A 24,853-nucleotide genomic window follows, 5' to 3' on the forward strand; every position below is an offset into this window, starting at 1 on the left:
TGGGTTAGCAGATCACGCAGACGCTCGGCTGGGCTATCCCAGTCGAGCGTTCTGCGTGGACGGGTGGTGAGTTGGCGAGCGTGGTGCTCGAGGACAGCCCCAAGCCTTCCGGGCCCACACGCATCCGGTGTCCCGGTTGATCCAAACAGCCCGAGCCGGGGCCGTCACACTTCCAACACGGCCCATCGACGCAAGAACCCGCAGCTTCAACACTTCGCGGTCAACCTCTGAAATCGACGCGGTCGTCGCAACTCCCACTGGGTGTTGCGACGACCGCTGGAAGCTGCCCGTGGGTGTGACCGGGGCCGTTCGTGTCTCCTCGAAGCCGACTACGCGCGGGCGTCAGAAGGCCCGGCAGGACCGGATGTCGGAGGCCAGGATCGCCTTCGCGCCGATCTCGGCGAGCTGATCCATCACGTCGTTGCTGACCTTGCGCGGCACGAGCGCGCGGATCGCGACCCACGCCTCGTCGGCCAGCGGCGAGATCGTCGGCGACTCGAGGCCGGGGGTGATCCGCAGCGCCTCGTCGAGCAGTCCGCGCGGGCAGTCGTAGTCGAGCATCAGGTACTGCTGCGCGAAGACGACGCCCTGCACGCGGGCGATCAGCTGGTTGCGCGCCTTGTCGGTGCCGTCCGAGCCCTCGCGCTGGATCAGCACGCCCTCTGAGTCACAGAGGGATTCGCCGAAGGCAACCAGGTTGTGCTGACGCAGGGTGCGGCCGGAACCGACGACGTCGGCGATGGCGTCCGCGACACCGAGCTGGATCGAGATCTCCACGGCGCCGTCGAGCCGGATGACGGTGGCCTCGACGCCTCGGGCGGCGAGGTCCCGCCGGACCAGGTTCGGGTACGAGGTGGCGATCCGCAGACCGGCCAGGTCGGCAGGCGACCAGTCCTTGCCCGCGGGGGCCGCGTAGCGGAAGCTCGAACGACCGAATCCGAGGGACAGCCGCTCGGAGACCGGGGCTCCCGAGTCGAGAGCGAGGTCACGACCGGTGATGCCGAGGTCGAGTTCGCCCGACCCGACGTAGATCGCGATGTCCTTGGGACGGAGGAAGAAGAACTCGACCTGGTTCGCCGGGTCGAGGACGGTCAGATCGCGGGAGTCGGTACGGCGGCGGTAGCCGGCCTCGTCGAGGATCTCGGCGGCGGACTCGGACAGCGAGCCCTTGTTGGGTACTGCGACGCGCAGCATGGGGTGTTCCTTCCGGAAGTGGCGAGAGGGTGGCCAGAGGACGTGTGGAGTCGATGCGGAGCGCGACTCACAGATGTCGGTAGACGTCCTCGAGCTTGAGCCCACGCCCGACCATCAGCACCTGCACCCAATAGAGCAGTTGGGAGATCTCCTCGGACAGCGACTCGTCACTCTCGTGCTCGGCGGCGATCCACACCTCACCCGCCTCCTCGAGCACCTTCTTGCCCTGCGCATGGACGCCCGCGTCCAACGCGGCCACGGTGCCGGAGCCCTCGGGACGGGTGGCGGCACGGTCGGTCAGCTCGGCGAACAGCGAATCGAAGGTCTTCACGGGTCACGATTCTTTCACGGGCGAGAAGCGACTCCCCACTCGGCCAGCAGATCGAGGAGCTCGAGCCCGCGCTCAGGCGTGGACGGTTCGCCACGCCGCGGCGAACCCCGACTCCCCTATCCCCTCGAGACTCGCCCTGTGCACCCGGCGCGGTCCGATCGGCACCGCGACCTCGCACGGCACCACCAGCACCGCGCAGCCTGCCGCCTCGGCGGCCGCCGAACCGGTCGGCGAGTCCTCGACCGCCAGGCAGTGCTCGGGAGCGATGCCGAGCAGCTCCGCCGCGCGCAGGTACGGATCCGGCTCGGGCTTGCCGCGGGGAACCTCGTCGCCGCAGACGGTGACGTCGAAGTGCTCCCGCCCCAACGTGTCCAGTGCCTGCTCGGCAAGCACTCGCTCGGTGTTGGTCACCAGCGCGGTGCGCAGCCCGCTCTCCCGCGCCGTGCGCAAGGCCTCCTGCGCGCCCGGCCGCCACGGGATGCCGAGCGAGAACAGCTCGGTGACACGGGCGTTCATCCAGGCCGCGGCGTCCGCGAGGGCGGCGGCCGTCGGGTCGAGCTCGAGTGCCCCGAAGATGGTCGCGAGCGCATCGGGCCCGGAGGCGCCGATGATGGCGTGCCGCGTGCTCGCCGTCATCACCCCGCCCAGTTCGGCCGCGAGCTCGTGCATGGCGACGTCCCAGAGCTTCTCGGAGTCGAGCAGGGTGCCGTCCATGTCCCAGAGCACGGCCTTGAGGTCTGGACCCGATACCGCCATCGACACCCCGAACGTCGAGGCCTCAGACATTGAAGTACTTGGCCTCGGGGTGATGCAGCACGAACGCGTCGGTCGACTGCTCGGGATGCAGCTGCAACTCCTCGGACAGCACCACGCCGATCCGCTCCGGCTCGAGCAGGGCCACCATCTTGGCGCGATCCTCGAGGTCGGGGCAGGCGCCGTAGCCGAACGAGTAACGGGCGCCCCGGTAGCCGAGCTTGAAGTACTCCTCGACGTCCTCCGGGTCCTGCTCGGCGAGGTTGTGTCCGCCGGCCAGCACCAGCTCCTCGCGAACGCGGCGGTGCCAGTACTCGGCGAGCGCCTCGGTGAGCTGCACGCCGATGCCGTGCACCTCCAGGTAGTCCCGGTACGAGTTCGCGGCGAACAGCTCGTTCGCGAAGTCCGCGATCGGCTGGCCCATCGTCACCAGGTTCAGAGGCAGCACGTCGACCTGGCCGGTGCGGCGCGCCTCCTCGCGCGAGCGCACGAAGTCGGCGATGCACAGGAACCGGTCCCGGTGCTGACGCGGGAAGGTGAACCGGAACCTCTCCGGCGCATCGGGAGTCGGCTCGGTGAGCACGACCACGTCGTCGCCCTCGGAGACCGCAGGGAAGTAGCCGTACACCACCGCGGCGTGCGCGAGGATGCCGTCGGTGCTGAGCCGGTCCAGCCAGTAGCGCAGCCGCGGCTTGCCCTCGGTCTCCACCAGCTCCTCGTAGGTCGGCCCGTCGCCGGCCCGCTGCCCGCGCAGGCCCCACTGGCCCAGGAACAGCGCCCGCTCGTCGAGCAGTCCGGAGTAGTCCGCCAGCGAGATGCCCCTGACGATGCGGCTGCCCCAGAACGGCGGCGTCGGGACCCCGATGTCGGTGGCGACATCGGACCGTTCCGGCACCTCGACAGGAACCTCGGCGGCCTTGCGCGCCTCGGCGATTCGCTTGGACCGCTCGTGCCGCGCCTTGCGTTCCGCGGCCTTCTCCTTGGCTGCCAACGCCTCCGGGCTGTCCGGGTCCGGTCCCCCGCCGCGCTTGGTGGTCATGATGGTGTCCATCAGCCGCAGGCCCTCGAAGGCGTCGCGCGCGTAGGAGACCTCGCCCTCGTAGATCTCGGCGAGGTCGTTCTCGACATACGTCCGCGTCAGTGCCGCGCCACCGAGCAGGACCGGGAACTGCTCGGAGACGCCCTTGGCGTTGAGCTCCTGCAGGTTCTCCTTCATCACCACGGTGGACTTCACCAGCAGGCCGGACATACCGATCACATCGGCCTTCTTGTCGATCGCGGCGTCGAGAATGGTCGCGATCGGCTGCTTGATGCCGAGGTTGACCACCTCGTAGCCGTTGTTGCTCAGGATGATGTCGACCAGGTTCTTGCCGATGTCGTGCACGTCGCCCTTGACGGTTGCCAACACGATCCGGCCCTTGCCGTCCTCGTCGGTGGCCTCCATGTGCGGCTCGAGGTACGCAACGGCCGCCTTCATCACCTCGGCGGACTGCAGCACGAAGGGCAGCTGCATCTGTCCGGAACCGAACAGCTCGCCGACGGTCTTCATGCCGTTCAGCAGTGTGTCGTTGATGATCTCCAGCGGGGGCTTCTCGGTCATCGCCTCGTCGAGGTCGGCCTCGAGTCCGTTGCGCTCGCCGTCGACGATGCGCCGCTCGAGCCGCTCGAACAGCGGCAGTCCGGCGAGCTCCTGTGCCCGGGTCTCGCGGGCCGAAGCCGCGGACACGCCCTCGAACAGCTCCATCAGCTTCTGCAGCGGGTCGTAGCCATCGCTCCTGCGGTCGTAGACCAGGTCGAGCGCGACCTGACGCTGCTCCTCCGGGATCCGCGCCATCGGCAGGATCTTGGACGCGTGCACGATCGCGGTGTCAAGGCCCGCCTCCGTGCACTCGTGCAGGAACACCGAGTTGAGGACCTGTCGGGCGGCGGCGTTGAGGCCGAACGAGATGTTCGAGATGCCGAGGGTGAAGTGGATGCGGGGGTGCGCCGCCTTCAGCTGCCGGATCGCCTCGATCGTCTCGATGCCGTCCTTGCGCACCTCCTCCTGACCGGTGGAGATCGGGAAGGTCAGCGCGTCGATGATGATGTCGGACTCGTCGAGGCCCCAGTTGACGGTGATGTCCTCGATCAGTCGCTCCGCGATCCGCACCTTGTGCTCGGCGGTGCGCGCCTGGCCCTCCTCGTCGATGGTCAGCGCGACGACGGCGGCGCCGTGCTCCTTGACCAGCCGCATGATCTTCTGGAACCGCGAATCCGGCCCGGTGCCGTCCTCGTAGTTCACCGAGTTGACCGCGGACCGTCCACCGAGGTGCTCGAGACCGGCCCGGATCACGTCCGGTTCCGTCGAGTCGATCATGATCGGCAGCGTCGAGGCGGTCGCGAGCCTGCTCGCGAGTTCGGTCATGTCGGCAGCGCCGTCGCGCCCGACGTAGTCGACGTTGAGGTCGAGCATGTGCGCGCCGTCGCGTGTCTGGTCCTTCGCGATGTCGATGCACCGTTCGAAGTCCCCGGAGATCATCGCCTCGCGGAAGGCCTTGGAGCCGTTGGAGTTCGTGCGCTCACCGATCACCAGGATGCTGGCGTCCTGCTCGAACGGCACCGCGGCGTACAGGGACGAGGTGCCACCCTCGGGAACCGGGTTGCGCGTTGCCTTCTCGACCGTGCGCACCGCCTCGGCGACCTGACGGATGTGCTCGGGCGTGGTGCCGCAGCAACCGCCGACCATGCCGAGCCCGAACTCGGAGACGAAGCCGCTCAGCGCATCCGCGAGTTCCGGTGCGGTGAGCGGGTATTCGGCGCCCTTCGCGCCGAGCACCGGGAGTCCGGCGTTCGGCATCACCGACACCGGCAGCGTCGAGTGCTTGGACAGGTGCCGCAGGTGCTCGCTCATCTCCGCGGGCCCGGTGGCGCAGTTGAGACCGATCATGTCGATGCCGAGCGGTTCGAGCGCCGTCAGCGCGGCGCCGATCTCGCTGCCCAGCAGCATGGTTCCTGTGGTCTCGACGGTGACGTGGGTGATGATCGGGATCCGGCGGCCGAGCTTCTCCATGGCGTGCTGGCTGCCGATGATCGCCGCCTTGACCTGAAGCAGGTCCTGGCAGGTCTCGACGAGGATGGCGTCGGCGCCCGCCTCGATCATGCCGAGGGCGGACTCGGTGTACGCATCGCGGAGCACAGCGAACGGCGCGTGCCCGAGCGTGGGGAGCTTGGTACCTGGCCCCATCGATCCGAGCACGAACCGCGCCATGCCGTCCCGGCCGGGGCCCATCTCGTCGGCGACCTCACGCGCGATCCGGGTGCCGCGCTCGGACAGATCGCGGATCCGGTGCGAGATGTCGTAGTCGGCGAGGTTGGGCAGGTTGCAGCCGAAGGTGTTGGTCTCGACGGCGTCGGCACCGGCCTCGAAGTAGGCCCGGTGGATGTCCGCGAGCACGTCGGGGCGGGTTTCGTTCAGGATCTCGTTGCAGCCCTCGAGGCCGAGGAAGTCGTCGAGAGTGAGATCCGCGTCCTGCAACATCGTTCCCATCGCACCGTCGCCGATGACAACGCGCTGCGAGAGCGCATCCAACAGGGCGGAGTGAAATGGGGCAGACATGCCGTCCAGAGTAGTGGGCCCCTTGAAGGACCCTGGTCGTAGGCTGGTCGGGTGAGTCCAAGCGAACCCGAAGTCACGTCCGAGCACGACGCGCCCGCGCTGCGTGACCCCATCCTCGTCGCCGCCTTCGAGGGGTGGAACGACGCGGGCGACGCCGCCAGTGGCGCCGTCGAGCACCTGGAACTCATCTGGGATGCGCGACCGCTTGCCGAGCTCGACTCCGAGGACTATTACGACTATCAGGTCAATCGTCCGACGGTTCGCCAGGTCGACGGGGTCACCAGGGAGATCGAGTGGCCGGCAACCCGGGTCTCGGTGTGCTCACCCCCCGGCAGCGAACGGGACGTGCTGATCCTGCGCGGCATCGAGCCGAACATGCGCTGGCGCAGTTTCTGCGACGACCTGCTCGAGATCATCGAGGACCTGGGCGTCACCACCGTTGTCATCCTCGGCGCCCTGCTGGCCGACACCCCGCACACCCGGCCGGTGCCGGTCACCGGCACTGCGTACAGCACGGAGTCGGCCGAGCGGTTCAACCTGGAACAGACCCGCTACGAGGGCCCGACCGGGATCACCGGGGTGCTCCAGGACGAATGCGTCAAGGCGGGGGTGCCCGCCATCTCGTTCTGGGCAGCCGTCCCCCATTACGTGTCGCAGCCGCCGAATCCGAAGGCCACCGTCGCGCTCCTGCAGCGCGTGGAGGAGGTGCTCGACGTGGAGGTGCCGCTCGGCGAGCTGCCCGCCCAGGCCGAGGAGTGGGAGCAGTCGGTCACCGAGATGACCAAGGACGACGAGGAGATCACCGAGTACGTGCGCTCGCTCGAGGAGCGCGGCGACGCGGAGGTCGACATCTCGGAGGTCATCTCCAAGATCGACGGTGACGCCATCGCGGCCGAGTTCGAGCGCTACCTGCGCAGGCGTGGACCCGGCAGCTTCGGCGGCCTGTGAGATTCGTCTCTCCCGGTCACCGGGAGGCCTTTCGGCGGGGTCGGTCCCACCCCTCGGGGCCGATCCCACCAGATCACAGGCCTGTTATTCATGTCCTGACATGTGCTGGATCGGACCGGTGAGTTCTTCCTGATTCCCACGTAACCTCTGCGCAGCCACTTCGTCACCGGAGCGCAGCACCCTCGAATCCATGGCGAGCACACGGCGGTACCTGCGCAGCGTGGACAGGTGCACCGACGGGGCCGTCACGGACCTCGGACAGGTGGTGCTCTGATGCGACGACTGGTTGTGATCGGCAACGGGATGGCGGGCGCCCGCACGGTGGAGGAGATCCTCGCCAGGGGCGGCGGCGACCAGTTCGACATCACGATGATCGGCGACGAGCCGTACGGCAACTACAACCGGATCATGCTCTCGCACGTGCTGGCCGGCGAGTCCAGCACCGACGACGAGGACCTGATCCTCAACCCGATGAGCTGGTATCGGGAGAACGGCGTGAAGCTGTACGCGGGCGATCGCGCCGTCCGGCTCGACCGGTTCGCGAAGACCGTGACCTGCGCGAGCGACCGCGAGGTCGGCTACGACGTGCTGATCGTGGCGACCGGCAGCAACACCTTCTTCCCGAACATGGACGGTCTGCGCGAGGCCGACGGACGGCTCGCGCGGGGCGTGTTCGGATTCCGCACCATCGCCGACACGAACGGCATGCTGCAGATGGCACAGGCCGAGGACGATGTCTCCGCGGTGGTCATCGGCGGTGGGCTGCTCGGGCTCGAGGCGGCCTACGGACTGCGCACCCAGGGGCTCACGGTGAACGTCGTGCACTCCCCCGGCCACCTGATGAACCAGCAGCTCGACGAGCGCGGCGGATCGGTGCTGCGCGCCAAGATCGAGGCGCTCGGCGTCGGTGTGCACACCTCGGTCCGGACCGACGCGGTGTTGCGGGACGAGCAGGGGCGGGTGACCGGCGTTTCCTTCACCGACGGCAGCTCCCTCGCGGCCGACATGGTCGTCGTCACCGCGGGAATCCGTCCGAACACCGAGCTCGCCCGCGCGGGTGGCCTGGTGATCGAACGCGGCATCGTCGTCGACGACCAGATGCGCTGTGAGGACGAGGGTTCGGTGTACGCGGTCGGCGAGTGCGCACAGCATCGCGGCGAGCTGTACGGGCTCGTCGCCCCGGTGTGGGAGCAGGCCGTGGTGCTGGCCGAACACCTGACCGGTGCGAATCCCGAAGCCGCCTATGAGGGTTCACGCTCGACCACCAAGCTCAAGGTCGCGGGCGTCGACGTCGCGGCGATGGGTGTCAAGGGCCCCGAACTCGACGACGACGAGTTCCTCCAGTTCTACGATTCACGCAACGGCACCTACAAGAACGTCGTGGTGCGCGACGGCAAGCTGATCGGGGCGACCCTGATGGGCGAGGTCGGCAAGGCCGGGATGCTCACCCAGGCGTTCGACGGCAAGATCGAGCTCCCCGAGGACCGCCTCAGCCTGCTGTTCGACCTCGCCGACGGCGGCGCGGGGTCCAGCGCGGCCGACCTGCCGGACGACGCCCAGGTCTGCAACTGCAACGGGGTCAGCAAGGGCGACATCGTGTCCTGCGTGCACGCGGGTGCGTCCTCGCTCGGCGAGGTCATCGCGAAGACAAGGGCGGGCAAGGGCTGCGGCTCCTGCAAGGGGCTCGTGGCCGACATCGTCGCCTGCGCGGCGGGTGGCGCACTGGTGCCGGATCCGTCCGCCGACTGGTACGTCCCCTGCATCCCGATGACCAAGGCCGAGCTGATCGCCGCGATCCGGGAGCAGGACCTGCGCGCGGTCTCGCAGGTGTTCACCGCACTCGCCGCCGACGGTGCCGAGGACGCGGGATCCAAGATGCCGCTGGCCTCGCTGCTGCGCACCATCTGGGGGCCGGACTGGGTCGACGAGCGCGGCGCGCTGTTCATCAACGACCGGGTGCACGCGAACATCCAGCGGGACGGCACCTTCTCGGTGGTACCGCAGATGAAGGGTGGGGTGACCACGCCGGACCAGCTGCGCCGCATCGCCGACGTCGCCGACAAGTACCACGTGCCGCTGGTGAAGGTCACCGGCGGCCAGCGCATCGACCTGCTCGGGATCCGCAAGGAGGACCTGCCCAAGGTGTGGGGCGATCTGGACATGCCGTCGGGCTACGCATACGGCAAGAGCATGCGCACGGTGAAAACCTGTGTCGGCAGCGACTTCTGTCGGTACGGCCTTGGCGATTCGACCGCGTTGGGCATCGCACTCGAGGAACGGTTTCAGGGGCTCGAGACGCCCGCCAAGCTCAAGCTGGCCGTCGCGGGCTGCCCGCGGAACTGTTCCGAGGCGCTGTGCAAGGACTTCGGCGTGGTCTCGGTTGGCGAGGACCGATGGGAGATCTACGTCGGCGGCGCGGCAGGCGCCCACATCCGCAAGGGTGATCTGCTCGCGACGGTCGAATCGTCGGACGCCGTACTCGCACTGGCAGGCCGCTTCATCCAGTACTACCGCGAGGACGCGAAATGGCTGGAACGCACATATACCTGGGTTCCGCGAGTGGGACTGGAACACTTGCAGGCCATACTGATCCGCGACGAGGAGGGGGCCGTGGCCGGTCTGGACGAGCGCATGGCGATCGCGGTCGCGGGGTACCGCGACCCGTGGCAGGAACGCACCGAACCGAAGTCGCCCGCACAGTTCGTGCCGTCGCTTCCGCTGCTCCCGCTCCCCCAGGTGCCGGTCCGATGACCGCGATCGCCGAAGGCGCGACGCCGACCACGCTCGGCGCGGTCACCGACCTGACCCCGGGTGAGGGCAGGGCGTACGCCGTCCGTGGGCTCCAGCTGGCGGTGTTCCTGTTGTCGGACGGCACGATCCGCGCGATGGACGCGGTGTGCCCGCACAAGGGCGGACCGCTCGCCGACGGACAGATCGACGGCGGCGTCGTGATGTGTCCGCTGCACCAGTACGCGTTCTCCTTCGACACGGGTGCGTGCACCTCGGAGGGCGTCGGTGCGGCGCAGACCTACCCGGCCCGGGTCGTCGACGGAATGGTGATGGTCGACATCTAGGAACCCGGCACACAAACGCAGCTCAACAAGTGGGGCCCCGCCTGCGGCGGGCCGAAGATCCTCGGAGAGGTACCGATGCCAAGCTCAACCAAGCCCGGCAGCACAACAGGAGTCGCGGGAACCGACCTCGCCGATTCCCTGCTCAAGTTCGGCAGACACTTCCAGCGCGGCGAGGCCTCCGAGGACCTGCGCACGCTGTACCAGATCGGCGGCCGTTCGTCGGACGACTTCTACCGCGATCGGATGTCATACGACAAGGTGGTCCGGTCGACACACGGCGTGAACTGCACCGGATCCTGCTCATGGAAGATCTACGTCAAGGACGGGATCATCACCTGGGAGGCCCAGCAGACCGACTACCCGTCGATCGGCCCGGACAAGCCCGAGTACGAGCCGCGCGGCTGCCCCCGCGGCGCCTCGTTCTCCTGGTACACCTACTCGCCGGCGCGGGTCCGCTATCCGTACGTGCGCGGCGTGCTGCTCGAGATGTACCGGGATGCCAAGGAACGCCTCAAGGATCCGGTGCTCGCGTGGGAGGACATCGCATCCGACCCCGAGAAGTCCAAGCGCTACAAGTCCGCCCGCGGCAAGGGCGGATTCGTGCGGGCCGAGTGGTGGGAGGCCGCCGAGATCGTGGCCGCCGCGCACGTGCACACCATCAAGAAGTACGGTCCGGATCGCGTCGCCGGGTTCTCCCCGATCCCGGCCATGTCGATGGTCAGCCACGCGATCGGCACCCGGTTCATCTCGCTGATCGGCGGCGCGATGCTGTCCTTCTACGACTGGTACGCCGACCTGCCCGAGGCCTCGCCCCAGGTGTTCGGTGACCAGACCGACGTGCCGGAGTCGGCCGACTGGTTCGACGCCGGCTACCTGATCATGTGGGGCTCCAACGTCCCGGTCACCCGAACCCCGGACGCGCACTACATGACCGAGGCCCGCTATCGCGGCCAGAAGGTCGTGGTGGTCTCGCCCGACTACGCCGACAACACCAAGTTCGCGGACCAGTGGCTGCCGGCGCGCCCCGGCACCGACGGCGCCCTCGCCATGGCGATGGGTCACGTGATCCTCAAGGAGTTCTTCGTCGAGAAGGACACCGAGCGGTTCACCGACTATGTCAAGAAGTACACCGACCTGCCGTACCTGATCACGCTGGACGAGCGTGGCGACGGGTATGTGCCCGGAAAGTTCCTCACCGCAGCCGATCTCGGAGACACCGCCGAGGGCGCCGAGCACAAGACGGTGCTGCTGAACGCGGAGACCGGCGAGACCGTGGTTCCCGGCGGCTCCCTCGGACATCGGTTCACCGAATCCGGCAAGGGCCACTGGAACCTCGACCTGCACGGCATCGACCCGCTGATGACCATGCACGAGGATCCGGAGATGGCGGCCAATGCGGTCGCCGTGGATTTCCCCCGCTACGACACCTCCACGCCCGGGGTGCTGCGGCGCGGTGTGCCCACCCGGATGGTGGCGGGCAGGCGGGTGACCACCGTGTTCGACCTCATGCTCGCCCAGTACGGCGTCGGCCGTCCCGACCTGCCCGGCAACTGGCCGACCGGCTACGACGACACCGAGGAGCCGTACACCCCGGCGTGGCAGGAGGGCATCACCGGCGTGTCCGCGGCCGCCGCGGCGCGGGTCGCCCGCGAGTTCGCCGACAACGCCGACCGATCCGGCGGCCGGTCGATGATCCTGATGGGTGCGGGCACCAACCACTGGTTCCACTCCGACCAGATCTACCGGTCCTTCCTGACCCTGACCATGCTCACGGGCTGCCAGGGCGTCAACGGCGGCGGCTGGGCCCACTACGTCGGCCAGGAGAAGTGCCGCCCTGTCACAGGCTGGGCGACACTCGCATTCGGCTCGGACTGGTCCCGACCCGCCCGGCAGATGCAGGGCACGATCTTCTGGTACCTGGCCACCGACCAATGGCGCTACGACCCCTTCACCGCCGAGGTGATGTCCTCCCCGCTGGCGAACGGCACGTTCGCCGGCCGCACCGCCGCGGACAACATCGCGCTCGCCACCCGCCTCGGTTGGATGCCGAGCTACCCCACCTTCAACCGCAATCCACTCGACCTGGCGGACGAGGCGGACCGGCTGGGCAAGAACGCGGCCGAGCACGTGGTGGACGGCCTCAAGACCGGTCACCTGCAGTTCGCCGTCGAGGACCCGGACGCGCCCGAGAACTTCCCGCGCTGCCTGACGGTGTGGCGCTCGAACCTGCTCGGCTCGTCCGCGAAGGGCAACGAGTACTTCCTCAAGCACCTGCTCGGCGCCGACTCGAACCTCAATGCCCGTGACTCCGAGGGCATCCGGCCCGAGGAGCTGATCTGGCGGGATGAGGCCCCCGCGGGCAAACTCGACCTACTCACCACGCTGGACTTCCGGATGACGAGCACCACGCTGTTCTCCGACGTCGTGCTGCCCGCCGCCACCTGGTACGAGAAGCACGACCTGTCCAGCACGGACATGCACCCGTTCGTGCACGCCTTCTCCCCCGCGATCTCTCCGCCATGGGAGACCAAGACCGACTTCGAGGCGTTCCACCGCATCGCCCGCGGCTTCAGTTGGCTGGCCGAGAAGCACCTCGGCACCCGGCGCGACATCGTCGCGGTGCCGCTGACCCACGATTCCAACGACGCCACCGCGCAGCCGGGCGGGCGAGTGCTGGACTGGAAACGCGGTGAATGCGAGCCGATCCCGGGCAAGACGATGCCGAAGCTCGTGGTCGTCGAGCGGGACTACTCGGCGATCGCGGAGAAGCTCGGTGCGCTCGGTCCGCTGGTCGAGGAGCTCGGGCTGACGACAAAGGGCGTCACCACCCACCCGACCGAGGAGGTCGAGTACCTGCGCGGCGTCAACGGAACGGTGCAGACCGGCGTCGCGGCCGGACGGCCCTCGCTGGCCAAGGACAAGCACGCCTGCGAGGCGATCCTCGCACTGTCGGGTACCACCAACGGACGGCTCGCAACACAGGGCTTCGAGCACCTGCAGGAGCGAACCGGAACCGAGCTGGTCGACCTGGCCGCCGAGAACGAGGGCACCCGAATCCGATTCGCCGACACCCAGGCCAGGCCGGTGCCGGTGATCACCTCGCCGGAATGGTCGGGATCGGAGACCGGCGGCAGGCGGTACTCACCGTTCACCATCAACACCGAACGGCTCAAGCCATGGCACACGCTGACCGGCAGGCAGCACTTCTACCTCGACCACGACTGGATGGCCGAGCTCGGTGAGCAGCTGCCGATCTTCCGTCCGCCACTCGACATGACGGCGCTGTTCAGCGAGCCCGCGGTGGGCGAGACCCACGGCAACGGGGTCGGCGGCACCGTCACCGTCCGGTACCTGACCCCGCACTCGAAGTGGTCGATCCACTCGGCGTATCAGGACAACCTGCACATGCTCACGCTCTCGCGCGGCGGTCAGTCCATCTGGATGTCCGACGTGGACGCCGCCAAGATCGGTGTGGCGGACAACGACTGGATCGAGGCGAGCAACCGGAACGGCATCGTGGTCGCCCGCGCGATCGTCAGCCACCGGATGCCCGAGGGCACCGTCTTCATGTACCACGCCCAGGACCGCGCGGTCGACGTGCCGCGCACCGAGCGCACCGGCAAGCGCGGCGGCATCCACAACGCCTTGACCCGGCTGATGATCAAGCCCTCGCACCTGATCGGCGGCTACGCCCAGCAGTCCTTCGCGATGAACTACCACGGCCCGACCGGCAATCAGCGCGACGAGGTCACCACGATCCGCCGCCGCGACCAGGAAGTGACGTACTGATGAGAGTTATGGCGCAGATGGCCATGGTCATGAACCTGGACAAGTGCATCGGCTGCCACACCTGCAGTGTCACGTGCAAGCAGGCGTGGACCAACCGCGGCGGCGTCGAGTACGCCTGGTTCAACAACGTGGAAACCCGCCCTGGACAGGGCTATCCGCGGCAGTATCAGGACCAGGAGAAGTGGAAGGGCGGCTGGACGCTCAACAAGCGCGGCAAGCTGACGCTGCGCACCGGCTCCCGGCTCAAGCGGCTGCTCAACATCTTCGCCAACCCCGACCTGCCGACGGTCTCGGACTACTACGAGCCCTGGACCTACGACTACGAGAACCTGCTGGCCTCGCCCGCCATGGACACGGTCCCGGTCGCGCGCCCGAAGTCGCTGCTGACCGGAGAGGACACCAAGGTCACCTGGGGCGCCAACTGGGACGACGACCTCGGCAGCGGACCCGAGCAGGTCGGCAAGGATCCGTTGCTGGCCAAGGTCTCCGACAAGGTCAAGCTCGAGTTCGAGCAGACCTTCATGTTCTACCTGCCGCGCATCTGCGAGCACTGCCTGAACCCGGCCTGCGCGGCGTCGTGCCCGTCGGGAGCGATCTACAAGCGCTCCGAGGACGGCATCGTGCTCGTCGACCAGGACAAGTGCCGCGGCTGGCGGCAGTGCGTCACCGGCTGCCCCTACAAGAAGATCTACTTCAACCACAAGACCGGCAAGGCCGAGAAGTGCACATTCTGCTACCCCCGGATCGAGGTCGGCATCCCGACCATCTGCTCGGAGACGTGCGTCGGCCGGCTGCGGTACATCGGCGTGATGCTCTACGACGCTGACGCCGTCCTCGAGGCCGCGTCGGTCACCGACGACAAGGACCTCTACCCGTCGCAGCTCGGTGTGTTCCTCAACCCGCACGACCCGAGGGTGGTCGCCGAGGCCGAGCGCGCCGGCATCTCCGCCGAGTTCATCGAGGCCGCGCAGAACTCCCCGGTGTACAAGCTGATCGTCGACTATCAGGTGGCGCTGCCGCTGCATCCGGAATACCGCACCATGCCGATGGTCTGGTACATCCCGCCGCTCTCCCCTGTGGTCGAGGCCCTCTCGGACACCGGCCACGACGGCGAGGAGGCCGACAACCTGTTCGGTGCCATCGACTCGCTCCGCATCCCGGTCGAGTACCTGGCCGAACTCTTCACGGCGGGCGAGATCGGACCCGTGCGCGCCTCCCTGCAGCGATTGGCGGCGATGCGTGCGCACATGCGCCGGGTCAACCTCGGCGAGCCGACGCGGCCCGAGGTCGCGAACGCGGTCCGGTTGACCGAGACCGAACTGGAGTCGATGTACCGGCTGCTCGCCATCGCGAAGTACGAAGACCGGTACGTCATCCCGAACGGTGCAGGCTCGGACGCGCACCGGCTCGACGCGCTCGCCACCGGCTGCAGCCTCGAGGGCGACGGCGGACCCGGCATGACCGCGTTCGACGTGATGGCCGACAAGTTCCATCTCACCGAGCAGGTCGTCGACACCAATTCCGATGCGGCCCCGGAGAACAAGTCCGGCCGGATCAACCTGCTCAACTGGGACGGCAAGAGCACAGCGGGCCTGATCCCCGCCGCGGCCGCCTCCAACCGGGACGGCGCCTGATGGTCGCGCTCGGATTGCGCCGCAAGGTGTCCAACAAATTCCGGCCGGGGGCGGAGGTGACCCTGTCCGAGCGGGACCAGCGGGTCGTGTGGCGGATCGCCGCCCTCCTGCTGGACTACCCGACGGAGCAGACGCTCGGGATGCTCGGCGACCTGCGCAGAGCGGCCGAGACGGTACCGGGATCGGCAGGCGCGAACCTGGTTGCGTGCGTGGACTTCATGCAGCGCACGCCCCGGATCGAGCTGTCCTCACTGTACGTCGAGACGTTCGACCTGCGCAGGCGCAGCAGCCTGCACCTGTCCTACTACGCGTACGGCGACACCCGCAATCGCGGTATGGCGCTGCTGCGCTTCAAGAACGCCTACCGCAACGGCGGCGTGACGCTGGGTGACCACGAACTGCCCGACTTCCTGCCCGTGGTCCTCGAGTTCGCGGCGACCACCGATGCCGCGCGCGGGTGGCGGCTGCTGGTCGAACACCGCGCCGTGGTGGAGGTGCTCCGGCTGTCCCTGCGCGACAGCGAGTCCCCCTTCGCTCCCGTCCTGGATGCGCTGTGCGCGACGCTGCCGGAACTCGACACCGACGACAGGCAGAAGGTGGCGAAAATGGCAGCCGAGGGCCCGCCCGAGGAAGCGGTCGGCCTCGACACGTACGCGCTCGACCCCGCATTGCACCCCGAGATGGGAGAACGACGGTGACCACGCTGATGTGGCTGACCCTGCCCTATATCGCCCTCACCTCCTTCGTGGTGGGGCATGTGTGGCGCTACCGCAAGGACCAGTTCGGCTGGACCACCCGCTCCTCCCAGATGTACGAGAGCCGATTGCTCCGGCTCGGCAGCCCGCTGTTCCACTTCGGCATCCTGGCCGTGCTCGCGGGGCACATCGGCGGCGTGTTGATCCCGGCCAGTTGGACGGAGGCGCTTGGCATCTCCGATCACACCTATCACCTGCTCGCGGTGGGGTTGGGCGTGCCCGCCGGCATCGCGACCGTCGTCGGCCTGGCCATTCTCGTGTACCGGCGGATCAGTGTGCCTGCCGTGCGTCAGTCCAGCAGCACCAGCGACAAGATCATGTACGTGCTGTTCATCGCCGTCATCGCGACCGGGATGTTCAACACCCTCGGCGAGAATCTCATCCTCGGCGATTACGACTACCGCTCGACGGTGTCGCCGTGGTTCCGGAGCCTGTTCACGCTGAACCCGCAGCCGGACCTGATGGTCGGCGTCCCGCTCAGCTTCCAACTGCACGGCCTGACCGTGCTGGCGCTCCTGGCGATCTGGCCGTACACCCGCCTGGTGCACGTGTTCAGCGCACCGATCGGATACCTGGGCAGGCCGTACGTGGTCTACCGCAGCAAGGACGTCAAACGACCCGGTGGAAACCGTTACGACAAGGCCTGGGAGACCGCAAACCGAAACCGCGCGTGAACACCTGTCGCCACACTGCCGAAAATGTCGCGGCAGCCAGCGCTATCAACTAGCGTTCGAGAAGCATCGGGGATCTGTGTTGATTTGGGCCAATCGCGAGTACGCGAGGGGAAACTCGACCGAACGGATGTGGAATTCATGGCAAGATTTCGTGGACCTCGGCGCCACCGCGGAACTGGGCCTGGTCGGGCGGCTGCGGTTGCCGCCCTCGCGGTTGCGGGAATGATCCTGGGAAACGGCACCTCGGCAGCGGTGGTCAACAATGCGAACAGTCTCATCGACTACAAGGGCAATCGGATCGAGGTCTCGCAGGGCGACACCAACATCACTGCCGTGCCGCCACTCGACAGTTCGCCTCTGAGCCGGGAGTTCTTCCACAACGGCTACGCCCAGGTCACCATCGACGGCCCGACGGCAGCGGACTTCACCGGCACCAAGCTGTCCTTCGGCTATCAGATCGGCTACCCGGTCGCGCTCACGGGCGCGTCGGTGCAGCTGAACACCCCCGGACTCGGCTTCGAGCTCGAGCACACCGACGGCATCATCTTGGGCGACTTCTTGGGCGATCCCAATGTCGAACTGGGCTTCGAGAACCGCGGCATGCTGGTAGGCGACATCATCCCGCAACAGAATCTGATCGTCGACCTCGAACCCGGCGGGATCACCGATGTCCCGCTGGTCAGCGAGAAGGAGTTCGACGGCCCGGGAGCCAGGATCCGGCTCGCGGGTGTGCACGGCAGCATCTCGGGTGCCCTCGGACAGGTCACGCTCCGGCCGTATGCCCGGGTCGAGACGGCGTCCGGCGACATCGCGATGACCTACGGCGCCCCGGTGCCGCTGTAGGCCCCGGAACAGCACAGACGAGGGCAGGGGGACGCGGGTTCGCGTCCCCCTGCCCTCGTCTGTGCGGCCGGCGACGGGTTGCGAAACGCCGATCCGAACGCCCGCTAGGTACCGTCCGGCCGCTCCCCTACCCTGTTCACGATGAGTGATTCCGGAACGCCCGCCGCGGGCCCGCGCGATGACCGGCTGCGGCTGTTCGCCTTCACCAGCGCGGAGAAGCGCGGGGAGTACCTGTGGGTGCTGCGGGCGTTCGACCACGCGAGGGCGAACTACGTGGTCCTGCTGCACGCGGGCGAGATCGCGGAGATCCTGGGCCGGATCGCGGGCGACGACCAGGCAGGCCGGCTGGCGGGCGCCGAGATCACGCCGCTGCTCGAGCAGCTGCACCTGTGGGGCGTGCTCGAGCGCAGCTACGACGGCACCAGGGCGGCCACCCTCGCGGAGTACCGCAACCGTCACTTCGTCTACCAGTTCAGCCAGGCCGGCTACCAGGCTTTCCGGGCGGTCGAGGACGTGCTCGGGGCACGCCTCGAGGACGCCTCGCTCTCCCGCCTCGCGCTGCCCGACCTGCTGGCCGACATGCGGGAGCTGGCCGAGGCCAACCGGGATGCCGACGGCGACCTGATCTACCGCAAACTCAGCAGGCTCGATTCCACGCTGTCGGACATGGCGACAAGGGCGGCCCAGTTCTACCTCACGCTCGGCGACCTGGTGCGCACCACCGAGATCACCCCCGAGTCGTTCCTCGCGCACAAGGACGCGCTGCTCACCCACATGCGCGAGTTCAGCTCCGACCTCGCCCGATACGCGCCCAAGCTCGCGGAGGCGATCGCGGCCGTCGAGGACACCGGGATCGACCGGCTCGTGGCCAGGGCCGCGGCCAGCGACGAGCGGGTGTTCCTGACCCTGCACGAGCGCGAGGACGACTGGCGGTCGCGCTGGTCGGGGCTCAAGCACTGGTTCGTCGCCGACGCGGGTGTCAGCGAATCGGACCGGCTGCGGGAGGGCACCATGAGCGCCATCGCCGCTGTGCTCTCGCTGCTGCGCCGCGTCACCGAGACGCGCAGGGGCGGCGTGAGCAGGGAGAGCCAGCTGCGGCACCTGGCCGGCTGGTTCGCGGCGACCCCGACCGAGGACGCCGCGCACGCGCTGTACCAGGCCGTGTTCGATCTCGGCAGGCCACGGCACCTGTCGATGCTGCACCCCGACGCCGACATCATCCCCGAGTCGCGGTCCTGGTGGGACGCCCCGCCGGTGGAGATCTCGCGCACCCTCGCCGAGACCGGCCGCACCCCGTCTCCCGGCCTGCCCGGCCGGGTGCAACGCAACGACGCCAGCATCCGCAGGCTGCGCGAGGGGCAGCTCGCGGCGCAGCGCGCCCGCGCCACCGCGGCGAAGTCGCTGGCCGGTGGGGGTGTCTACGACCGGGTGCTCGACGAGCAGGAGACCGAGGTGCTGCTGAGCCTGCTCAACGCCGCCCTGACCGCGCGGGTGCCGGTGAGCGGTCGGGTCGGCAGCTCGACCGGCGCCGAGAACGGGGTCCGGCTGACGCTGCGCCCGCACGACGAGTCGACGACGGTCCGGACCGCCCGCGGCATGCTGCACCTCGACCGGCTGCAGGTGAGCGTGCAGTGAGGGCGCGCGAGATCCCACCGCTGGCGCTGGACTCCTACCAGCGCGCGGCCCGCATAATCCTCTCCAATCACCTTGTCACACAGAACTATCCGGACCGGATCGCGCTGCCGCTGCTGCGCAGGTGGGCCACCGAGCTGCGCGAGGACCTGCTCGAACTCTTCGGCTACCGGCTCGAGGTCACCGAGACGACGGCACGGCTGTTCACGGTGACCGACCGGCTGGACCCGACGGCGGCGGCCAGGACCGGCACCGACCGCACCTTCGACCGGCACCGCTACGCCTACCTCGCCCTGTGCCTTGCGGCGCTTGGCCGAGCCGGGAACCAGATCACCCTCTCGGAGCTGGCGGACCACGTCGCGGCCGACGCCACCCAGGTGGACGGCGTGGAACTGTCCACAGAGCGGGCCGCCGACCGGGACGCGTTCGTCGACGCGGTCGGCTGGCTCGCGGCCAGGGGCGCCATCGCGCTCGCGGACGGCGACGCGGGTGGCTGGGCGGCCAATCCCAGCGCGGGCGAGGCGCTGTACGACATCGACCGGTCCGTCGTGGTGGCGCTGTTCCGGCCGCCGCGTGCCCTCCAGCACCTCACCTCGATCAGGGGCCTGCTGGCGGGGCAGGAGGTCCAGGCGGCCGACGAGGACGGGCTCGTGCCCGACCGGCCTGCCGACCCGAGGGAGACCGCGCGGCGGGTACGCCGGGCTCTGGTGGAACGCCCGGTCGTCTACGCGGACGAGCTCGGCGACGACGAGCGCCTGCAGCTGGCGCTGCCGCGGACGGCTGCGGACGTCGAGTCCCTCACCGGGCTGGCCGCCGAGCGACGGGCCGAGGGCATCGCGCTGATCGACACCTCGGGCCGCATGTCGGACGTGCGCTTCCCGAGCACGGGCACCGTCGCCCAGGTGGCCCTGCTCCTGGCAGGCGAGATCGCCGACCGGGTGCTGGACCCGGACGCGGGCGAGCTCGTCCGGGTTCCCGCAGGCCCGACCCGCACCGCCGCGCTGATCGACGCGCTCGACGGCGCCATCCCCGCGGCAGGTGTCTTCCACGGACTCGCCGAGGAGCCTGCCGTCGACGCGGCACCGGACGCCGAGCCCGGCCCCGAGCCCGTGCTGTTCCCGCTCATCGACGACGCCTGGATCGCATCCGCGGTGGCGGACCTGGTCCGTCGGTTCGGCCGGACCTTCGCGGCACAGTGGCAGGCCGACCACGACGGGTTGCGAGAGCAGGCCGTCGCGCTGCTGGACAAGCAGCGACTGGTCCGCCGCACCGAGGGCGGCGTGCTCGTGTTGCCTGCGCTGGCGCGCTACCGCGGCGTCGTCGTGAACGTCCGCGACCGGGCGAGCCAGCCCGAGTTGTTCGGTGACAACCCCGATCCCGCAACCCCGTCCGAACCAGTAGAGAAGTAGAGGCAGAACTCGCATGGCAAGCGCGCGCTTTCGCCCGACCCGGGCCGGGATCATCAACCTCTGGGACTACCGCGACCAGGAGTTCTCCTTCGCCGACGGTCGCCTCGTGCTGCGCGGGCCCAACGGCTCCGGCAAGACCAAGGCCCTCGAGGTGCTCTTCCCGTTCGTGCTCGACGGCCGCATCGAGCCCCGCCGTCTGAACCCGTTCGCCGGCGAAGAGCGCACCATGAAGTCGAACCTGCTCTACCGCGGACAGGACTCCGCGCACTCTTACGTCTGGATGGAGTTCGCTCGCGGATCCCATGCGGACCCCGAGGCGGTCACCGTCGGCATCGGGATGCGCGCCACCAGGCAGAACGACAAGGTCACCCGATGGCATTTCGTCGCCGACGGGCGGGTCGGGGTCGATTTCTCCCTGCTCGGCGGCGACGACCGCCCGCTGACGAAGCGCCAGCTGGCCGACCAGATCGGCACCGACGCGATCACCGACCGGCCCACCGACTACCGGGCCGCGATCGACGCCCGGCTCTTCGGGCTCGGCGCCGAACGCTACGACCAGCTGATCAACCTGATCCTCACCCTGCGCCGACCTCAGCTGGCGAAGAACCTCGACCCGAAGGGCCTGTCCCAGGCGCTGACCGACGGCCTGCGCCCCCTCGACGAGCAGTTGGTGCTCGAGGCGGCCCGCTCCTTCAGCGACATGGAGGAGGTCGGCCGCGCGCTCGAGGGCCTTGCCGCCGCGGATCAGGCCGCGCAGGGCTTCGTCGGGGTCTACACCAAGTACCTCCGCCAGCAGGCCAGAGCGGACGTCGAGCAGGTGTCGCGGCGACTCGAGTCCGTCGAGCACGGTGTCGTCGCGCTGGCCGAGGCCGCGGAGCTGCGGACCAGCCGCCAGCAGGAGCGGGTGGCCGCGGAGGAACGGTTCAATGCCGCGGAGCGCGCGCTCGAACAGGGTCGATCCGACCTCGAGACGCTGCAACGGTCCGGCGCGTACGAGGGCAAGCAGCAGCTCGACGACCTGGCCGCCGTGGTCGCCCAGCTCAAGCTCTCGACCGAGCAGCAGCTCGACAAGGCCCAGAAGGCCCAGGCCGGTCTCGAGCAGCGCGCCGACGAGGCCGCGAGGTCCGCGAGCGCGGTGACCCGCGCGTCGGCGGCACTGACCAGGGCCGAGGACGAACTGCAGTCGGCGGCCGAGGACGCCGGGATCGCCTGGACCCCGTTGCCCGCCACCGCCCGTCCCGACCAGTTCGCGGCGACGCTGCGGGGCCACGCGGAGGAGCGCGACGGAGATGTGCGCGCGGTACGGACCGCGCTCGGCACCGTCGAGAAGGCCGGGACCGAGCGGACCCGTGCCGACCGGGCCGGCACCCGCGGGAGCGAGTTGCTCGAGACGTCGAGGGCCGCCGTCGCCGAGGCCGAGGCCGCCACGGCGCTCGCCCGCGCCGAATGCGCGGCGGCGCTGCGGTCCTGGTGGACCGACCATTCGGCCCTGTTCGCCTCCATCGGGGTCGGCAACGCCCTGTTCGATGCGCTCGACTCCGCGGTGGCGAGCGCGGGCGACGACGAATCACCGAGCCTGGCAACGGTGTTCGGCGAGCACACCGAGGCAGGCCTCGATACGGTGCGGGCCACCCGGGCACAGGCGGAACTGCAAGCCGGCCAGTCGGCCTCGATCATCGCCGAACTGTCCGCCGATCGGCAGCGGATCTCCGCGGAAACCGACGATGCACCACCGCCCTTCGCTGCCAGGGCCGGTTCTCGCGAGAATCTGGCCGGAGCCCCGCTGTGGCGCCTTGTCCGCTTCGCCGACACAGTGAGCCGGGAGACGGCCGCGGGGGTCGAATCCGCGCTGCAGGCCGCGAACCTGCTCGACGGGTGGGTGTACGGCGGCGACGGCCCCGCACCGGCAACCGATTCGGAGCAGCACCTGGTCGCCTTGCCCGAATCGGACCGCCCCGGCGGCCCGACGCTCGCCGACGTACTGACCGTCGAGTCCGACACCGGGGTGCCCGAGGCGAGGGTGCAGGCGATCCTGTCCTCGATCGCTCTGCACGCCGAGCCCACCGAACCGGACGCCTTGGTCGGCGTCGGGGTCGACGGACGCTTCTGGCAGGGCGTGCAGCAGGGCAGGCACAGCAAGCCCGACGCCGAGTACATCGGCGCAACCGCTCGGGCCCGGCGACGCGAGCTGCGGCTGGCCGAACTCGACGACGCCATCACGGAGGCCGAGCGGTCCCGCACCGAAGCCCTTGCCGCGCAACACGAGGCGGGCGAGCTCGCCGGACGGCTCGCGGCCGCATCGAAGGCCCTGCCCCGCACCACGCCGGTGCTCGCCGCGCTCAAATCGGTCACCGAGGCGGCCGGGGCCCTGCGCACCCGCTCGGAATCGACCGCCGTCACCCAGCGCGAGCTGGACCAGGCCATCGCGGACCTCGGCGCGAAGGAAAAGCAACTGCGCGCGGCTGCGGTCGCGCACCGGACCCCGCACGGGGGCCGGGAACTGGACTCGCTCGCGGCGGCGATCCGGCACTTCGAGAAGCAGGGCGACCTGGTGCAGCGCTGCAGGCGCGAACACGACAAGGAGATCGAGCACCACCGCGAGTCGGACGACCGGCACAGCGAGGCCCGTGCAATCGCCGAGGAGTTCGCCGAGGAATCGGCGATCGCCGAGGAGAACTACGCGACGCAGGTGCAACGGCTGGAGATGCTGCGCGACAACCTCGGTGCGAGCGCCGAGCAGATCGATGCGGACCTGGAGAAGGTCCGCGCCCGGATCGAGGACCTCAAGTCCGAACAGCGGGCGGCCCGCAAGGCCAACGAGTCCGCCGTCGAGCAGATCGGCAAGGCGGAGGGTTCCCACAGCGCCGCGGTCGAGGCGCTGCGCAGCGCGCTCACCGAGGCACGGGCCGACGCGGACCGGTTGGCGCCGTACGCCCGCCGCGACCTGCTCGAGCTGTTGGGGATCGCCGAGCACCACTCCTGGCCCGCGAGCGCGGCGGCGTGGCTGACCGCCGACCAGATCGTCTACCGGATCCAGAACGAGGACGGGGCAGGCACCGGTGCGTCGGTGCTCCCGGACGAGGTGGACGCGCTCCATCGCGCGCTGGCGGAGGCGACGGAATCCGTGCGGGTCAGCGACGGGGCACGCAAGTCCACCAGGACCGCATTGACCACGGCATTGCAGGACTTCGATGCGCAGCTCGCGGCGGCGGGTCAGGACTACCGACTGCAGTGGGACGCCCCGGACGGGCTCACCACGGTCCGTGTCCAGGACGAGCAGGGCTACTCCTCGATCGGGGAGTTCGCGGGCCGCATCGCCGTCGCCCGCCAGGATCAGGAACAGCTGCTCACCGAGTCCGAGCGGAGGATCCTCGAGGACGCGCTGCTGACCGGTCTCGCGCAGCAGATCCACGAACGCACCGTCGACGCGCGGGCACTCATCGCGCAGATGGGCACCGAGATGCGCGAACGGCGGATGTCCTCGGGCAACACCATCGGCGTGCACTGGGTGCTGGCCGACAACCTCGACGAGAGCTCGCGGGCGATCTCGAAGCTGCTCGACCGCGATGCCTCCGCGCTCGGAGCCGACGAACTGGCCACCATGCGAGCACATTTCGCGGCCCAGATCCGGTCGTCGCGGGCGGCGCACCCGGAGCGGTCGTACCCGGAGATCCTGGCGACGGCCCTGGACTACCGGCGCTGGCGGGTCTTCTCCTTCACCCTGATCGGCGGCGACGGCAGCGAGGATCGGCTGACCGTGGCCCGGCACGGCGCCCTCTCGGGCGGTGAGCAATCGGTGTCGCTGCACCTGCCGCTGTTCGCGGCCGCACACGTCATGCTGTCGTCTGCGGACCCGCACTCACCTCGGCTGCTCGGCCTCGACGAGGCATTCGCCGGTGTCGACGACAACGGCCGAAGCGAATTGCTCGGCCTGAGTGTGCAATTCGATCTGGACCTGTTCATGACCGGATACGACCTCTGGGTGACGTACGCGGGCGTACCGGGGTGCGCCCACTACGACCTCGCGCATTCGACCGCGGAGCAGTCCGTGAGCGCCGCCCTGCTGGTGTGGACGGACGGGGAGCTCCTGGCCGAGCACGACGGCAGCGACCTGGCGACCGCGCTCGGCTCGCCGCTGCGCCGCCGGGTCCTCGCCGCGGCGGAGGGCGGCCTGGAGTTCGCGCAGGTGTGAGGGCGAATGCTGGCGGCGGTATCGGCGTCC

General features: G+C 69.2%; 15 protein-coding genes. 11 read left to right on the forward strand and 4 right to left on the reverse strand.

Annotated features, from left to right (window positions below):
- Positions 1 to 342 precede the first annotated feature (342 nt).
- The 4 genes from hisG to metH all read right to left on the reverse strand — a co-directional run bounded on the left by hisG (position 343) and on the right by metH (position 5,873).
- Positions 343 to 1,194 carry an ATP phosphoribosyltransferase gene (gene hisG / locus RM1_RS23225; protein ID WP_072754002.1) on the reverse strand — a complete coding sequence of 284 codons (852 nt, stop codon included), beginning with the start codon at positions 1,192 to 1,194 and terminating at the stop codon, positions 343 to 345.
- Positions 1,195 to 1,261: 67 nt separating this feature from the next.
- Positions 1,262 to 1,525 carry a phosphoribosyl-ATP diphosphatase gene (locus RM1_RS23230; RefSeq protein WP_027501839.1) on the reverse strand — a complete coding sequence of 88 codons (264 nt, stop codon included), beginning with the start codon at positions 1,523 to 1,525 and terminating at the stop codon, positions 1,262 to 1,264.
- A gap of 72 nt (positions 1,526 to 1,597) precedes the next feature.
- Positions 1,598 to 2,311: an HAD family hydrolase gene (locus RM1_RS23235; protein WP_425528729.1), complete on the reverse strand. Its 714-nt coding sequence runs from the start codon at positions 2,309 to 2,311 to the stop codon at positions 1,598 to 1,600.
- Positions 2,304 to 5,873 carry a methionine synthase gene (gene metH, locus RM1_RS23240; RefSeq protein WP_072754004.1) on the reverse strand — a complete coding sequence of 1,190 codons (3,570 nt, stop codon included), beginning with the start codon at positions 5,871 to 5,873 and terminating at the stop codon, positions 2,304 to 2,306. Before metH ends, RM1_RS23235 begins: the two co-directional genes overlap by 8 nt.
- Positions 5,874 to 5,924: 51 nt before the next feature.
- On the opposite strand from metH, the gene RM1_RS23245 reads away from it, so the two are divergent.
- From RM1_RS23245 to RM1_RS23295, 11 genes are all read left to right on the forward strand, one after another.
- On the forward strand, positions 5,925 to 6,821 hold the full coding sequence (locus RM1_RS23245) for a PAC2 family protein (protein ID WP_027501842.1): 897 nt from the start codon (positions 5,925 to 5,927) through the stop codon (positions 6,819 to 6,821).
- 273 nt (positions 6,822 to 7,094) lie between these two features.
- A complete protein-coding gene (gene nirB, locus RM1_RS23250; RefSeq protein ID WP_072754005.1) occupies positions 7,095 to 9,572 on the forward strand; it encodes a nitrite reductase large subunit NirB in 2,478 nt (825 codons plus the stop codon).
- Positions 9,569 to 9,895, forward strand: a complete 327-nt coding sequence (locus RM1_RS23255) for a Rieske (2Fe-2S) protein (RefSeq protein ID WP_072754006.1) — start codon at positions 9,569 to 9,571, stop codon at positions 9,893 to 9,895. The genes nirB and RM1_RS23255 overlap by 4 nt, the downstream gene beginning before the upstream one ends.
- 75 nt (positions 9,896 to 9,970) lie before the next feature.
- Positions 9,971 to 13,684, forward strand: coding sequence for a nitrate reductase subunit alpha (locus RM1_RS23260; protein WP_072754007.1), 3,714 nt, complete (start codon positions 9,971 to 9,973; stop codon positions 13,682 to 13,684).
- Positions 13,685 to 13,692: 8 nt separating this feature from the next.
- Entirely contained in the window at positions 13,693 to 15,318 is a 1,626-nt protein-coding gene (narH, locus tag RM1_RS23265) for a nitrate reductase subunit beta (RefSeq protein WP_072754008.1), read from the forward strand.
- Positions 15,318 to 16,016, forward strand: a complete 699-nt coding sequence (gene narJ / locus RM1_RS23270) for a nitrate reductase molybdenum cofactor assembly chaperone (RefSeq protein ID WP_072754009.1) — start codon at positions 15,318 to 15,320, stop codon at positions 16,014 to 16,016. The genes narH and narJ overlap by 1 nt, the downstream gene beginning before the upstream one ends.
- On the forward strand, positions 16,013 to 16,747 hold the full coding sequence (gene narI, locus RM1_RS23275; protein ID WP_072754010.1) for a respiratory nitrate reductase subunit gamma: 735 nt from the start codon (positions 16,013 to 16,015) through the stop codon (positions 16,745 to 16,747). Before narJ ends, narI begins: the two co-directional genes overlap by 4 nt.
- Before the next feature lie 222 nt (positions 16,748 to 16,969).
- Positions 16,970 to 17,590 carry an MspA family porin gene (locus RM1_RS23280; RefSeq protein ID WP_245816569.1) on the forward strand — a complete coding sequence of 207 codons (621 nt, stop codon included), beginning with the start codon at positions 16,970 to 16,972 and terminating at the stop codon, positions 17,588 to 17,590.
- A gap of 141 nt (positions 17,591 to 17,731) precedes the next feature.
- Positions 17,732 to 19,225, forward strand: coding sequence for a TIGR02677 family protein (locus RM1_RS23285; RefSeq protein ID WP_072754011.1), 1,494 nt, complete (start codon positions 17,732 to 17,734; stop codon positions 19,223 to 19,225).
- Positions 19,222 to 20,631 (forward strand): TIGR02678 family protein, encoded by a 1,410-nt coding sequence (locus RM1_RS23290; protein ID WP_072754012.1) that lies wholly within the window; start codon positions 19,222 to 19,224, stop codon positions 20,629 to 20,631. Before RM1_RS23285 ends, RM1_RS23290 begins: the two co-directional genes overlap by 4 nt.
- A 13-nt stretch (positions 20,632 to 20,644) precedes the next feature.
- Positions 20,645 to 24,823 (forward strand): TIGR02680 family protein, encoded by a 4,179-nt coding sequence (locus RM1_RS23295; RefSeq protein ID WP_072754013.1) that lies wholly within the window; start codon positions 20,645 to 20,647, stop codon positions 24,821 to 24,823.
- The last annotated feature ends 30 nt before the right edge of the window (positions 24,824 to 24,853 follow it).

Source organism: Rhodococcus maanshanensis NBRC 100610, assembly GCF_001894865.1.
GTDB classification, from domain to species: Bacteria; Actinomycetota; Actinomycetes; order Mycobacteriales; family Mycobacteriaceae; genus Rhodococcus_G; species Rhodococcus_G maanshanensis.

Excerpts from the sequence above, each read along its gene's own strand:
- hisG (WP_072754002.1), bottom strand. The coding sequence starts at position 1,194 with ATGCTGCGCGTCGCAGTACCCAACAAGGGCTCGCTGTCCGAGTCCGCC.
- RM1_RS23285 (WP_072754011.1), top strand. The coding sequence starts at position 17,732 with ATGAGTGATTCCGGAACGCCCGCCGCGGGCCCGCGCGATGACCGGCTG.
- metH (WP_072754004.1), bottom strand. The coding sequence starts at position 5,873 with ATGTCTGCCCCATTTCACTCCGCCCTGTTGGATGCGCTCTCGCAGCGC.
- RM1_RS23260 (WP_072754007.1), top strand. The coding sequence starts at position 9,971 with ATGCCAAGCTCAACCAAGCCCGGCAGCACAACAGGAGTCGCGGGAACC.
- RM1_RS23235 (WP_425528729.1), bottom strand. The coding sequence starts at position 2,311 with ATGTCTGAGGCCTCGACGTTCGGGGTGTCGATGGCGGTATCGGGTCCA.
- RM1_RS23295 (WP_072754013.1), top strand. The coding sequence starts at position 20,645 with ATGGCAAGCGCGCGCTTTCGCCCGACCCGGGCCGGGATCATCAACCTC.
- narH (WP_072754008.1), top strand. The coding sequence starts at position 13,693 with ATGGCGCAGATGGCCATGGTCATGAACCTGGACAAGTGCATCGGCTGC.
- RM1_RS23280 (WP_245816569.1), top strand. The coding sequence starts at position 16,970 with ATGATCCTGGGAAACGGCACCTCGGCAGCGGTGGTCAACAATGCGAAC.
- nirB (WP_072754005.1), top strand. The coding sequence starts at position 7,095 with ATGCGACGACTGGTTGTGATCGGCAACGGGATGGCGGGCGCCCGCACG.
- narJ (WP_072754009.1), top strand. The coding sequence starts at position 15,318 with ATGGTCGCGCTCGGATTGCGCCGCAAGGTGTCCAACAAATTCCGGCCG.
- RM1_RS23255 (WP_072754006.1), top strand. The coding sequence starts at position 9,569 with ATGACCGCGATCGCCGAAGGCGCGACGCCGACCACGCTCGGCGCGGTC.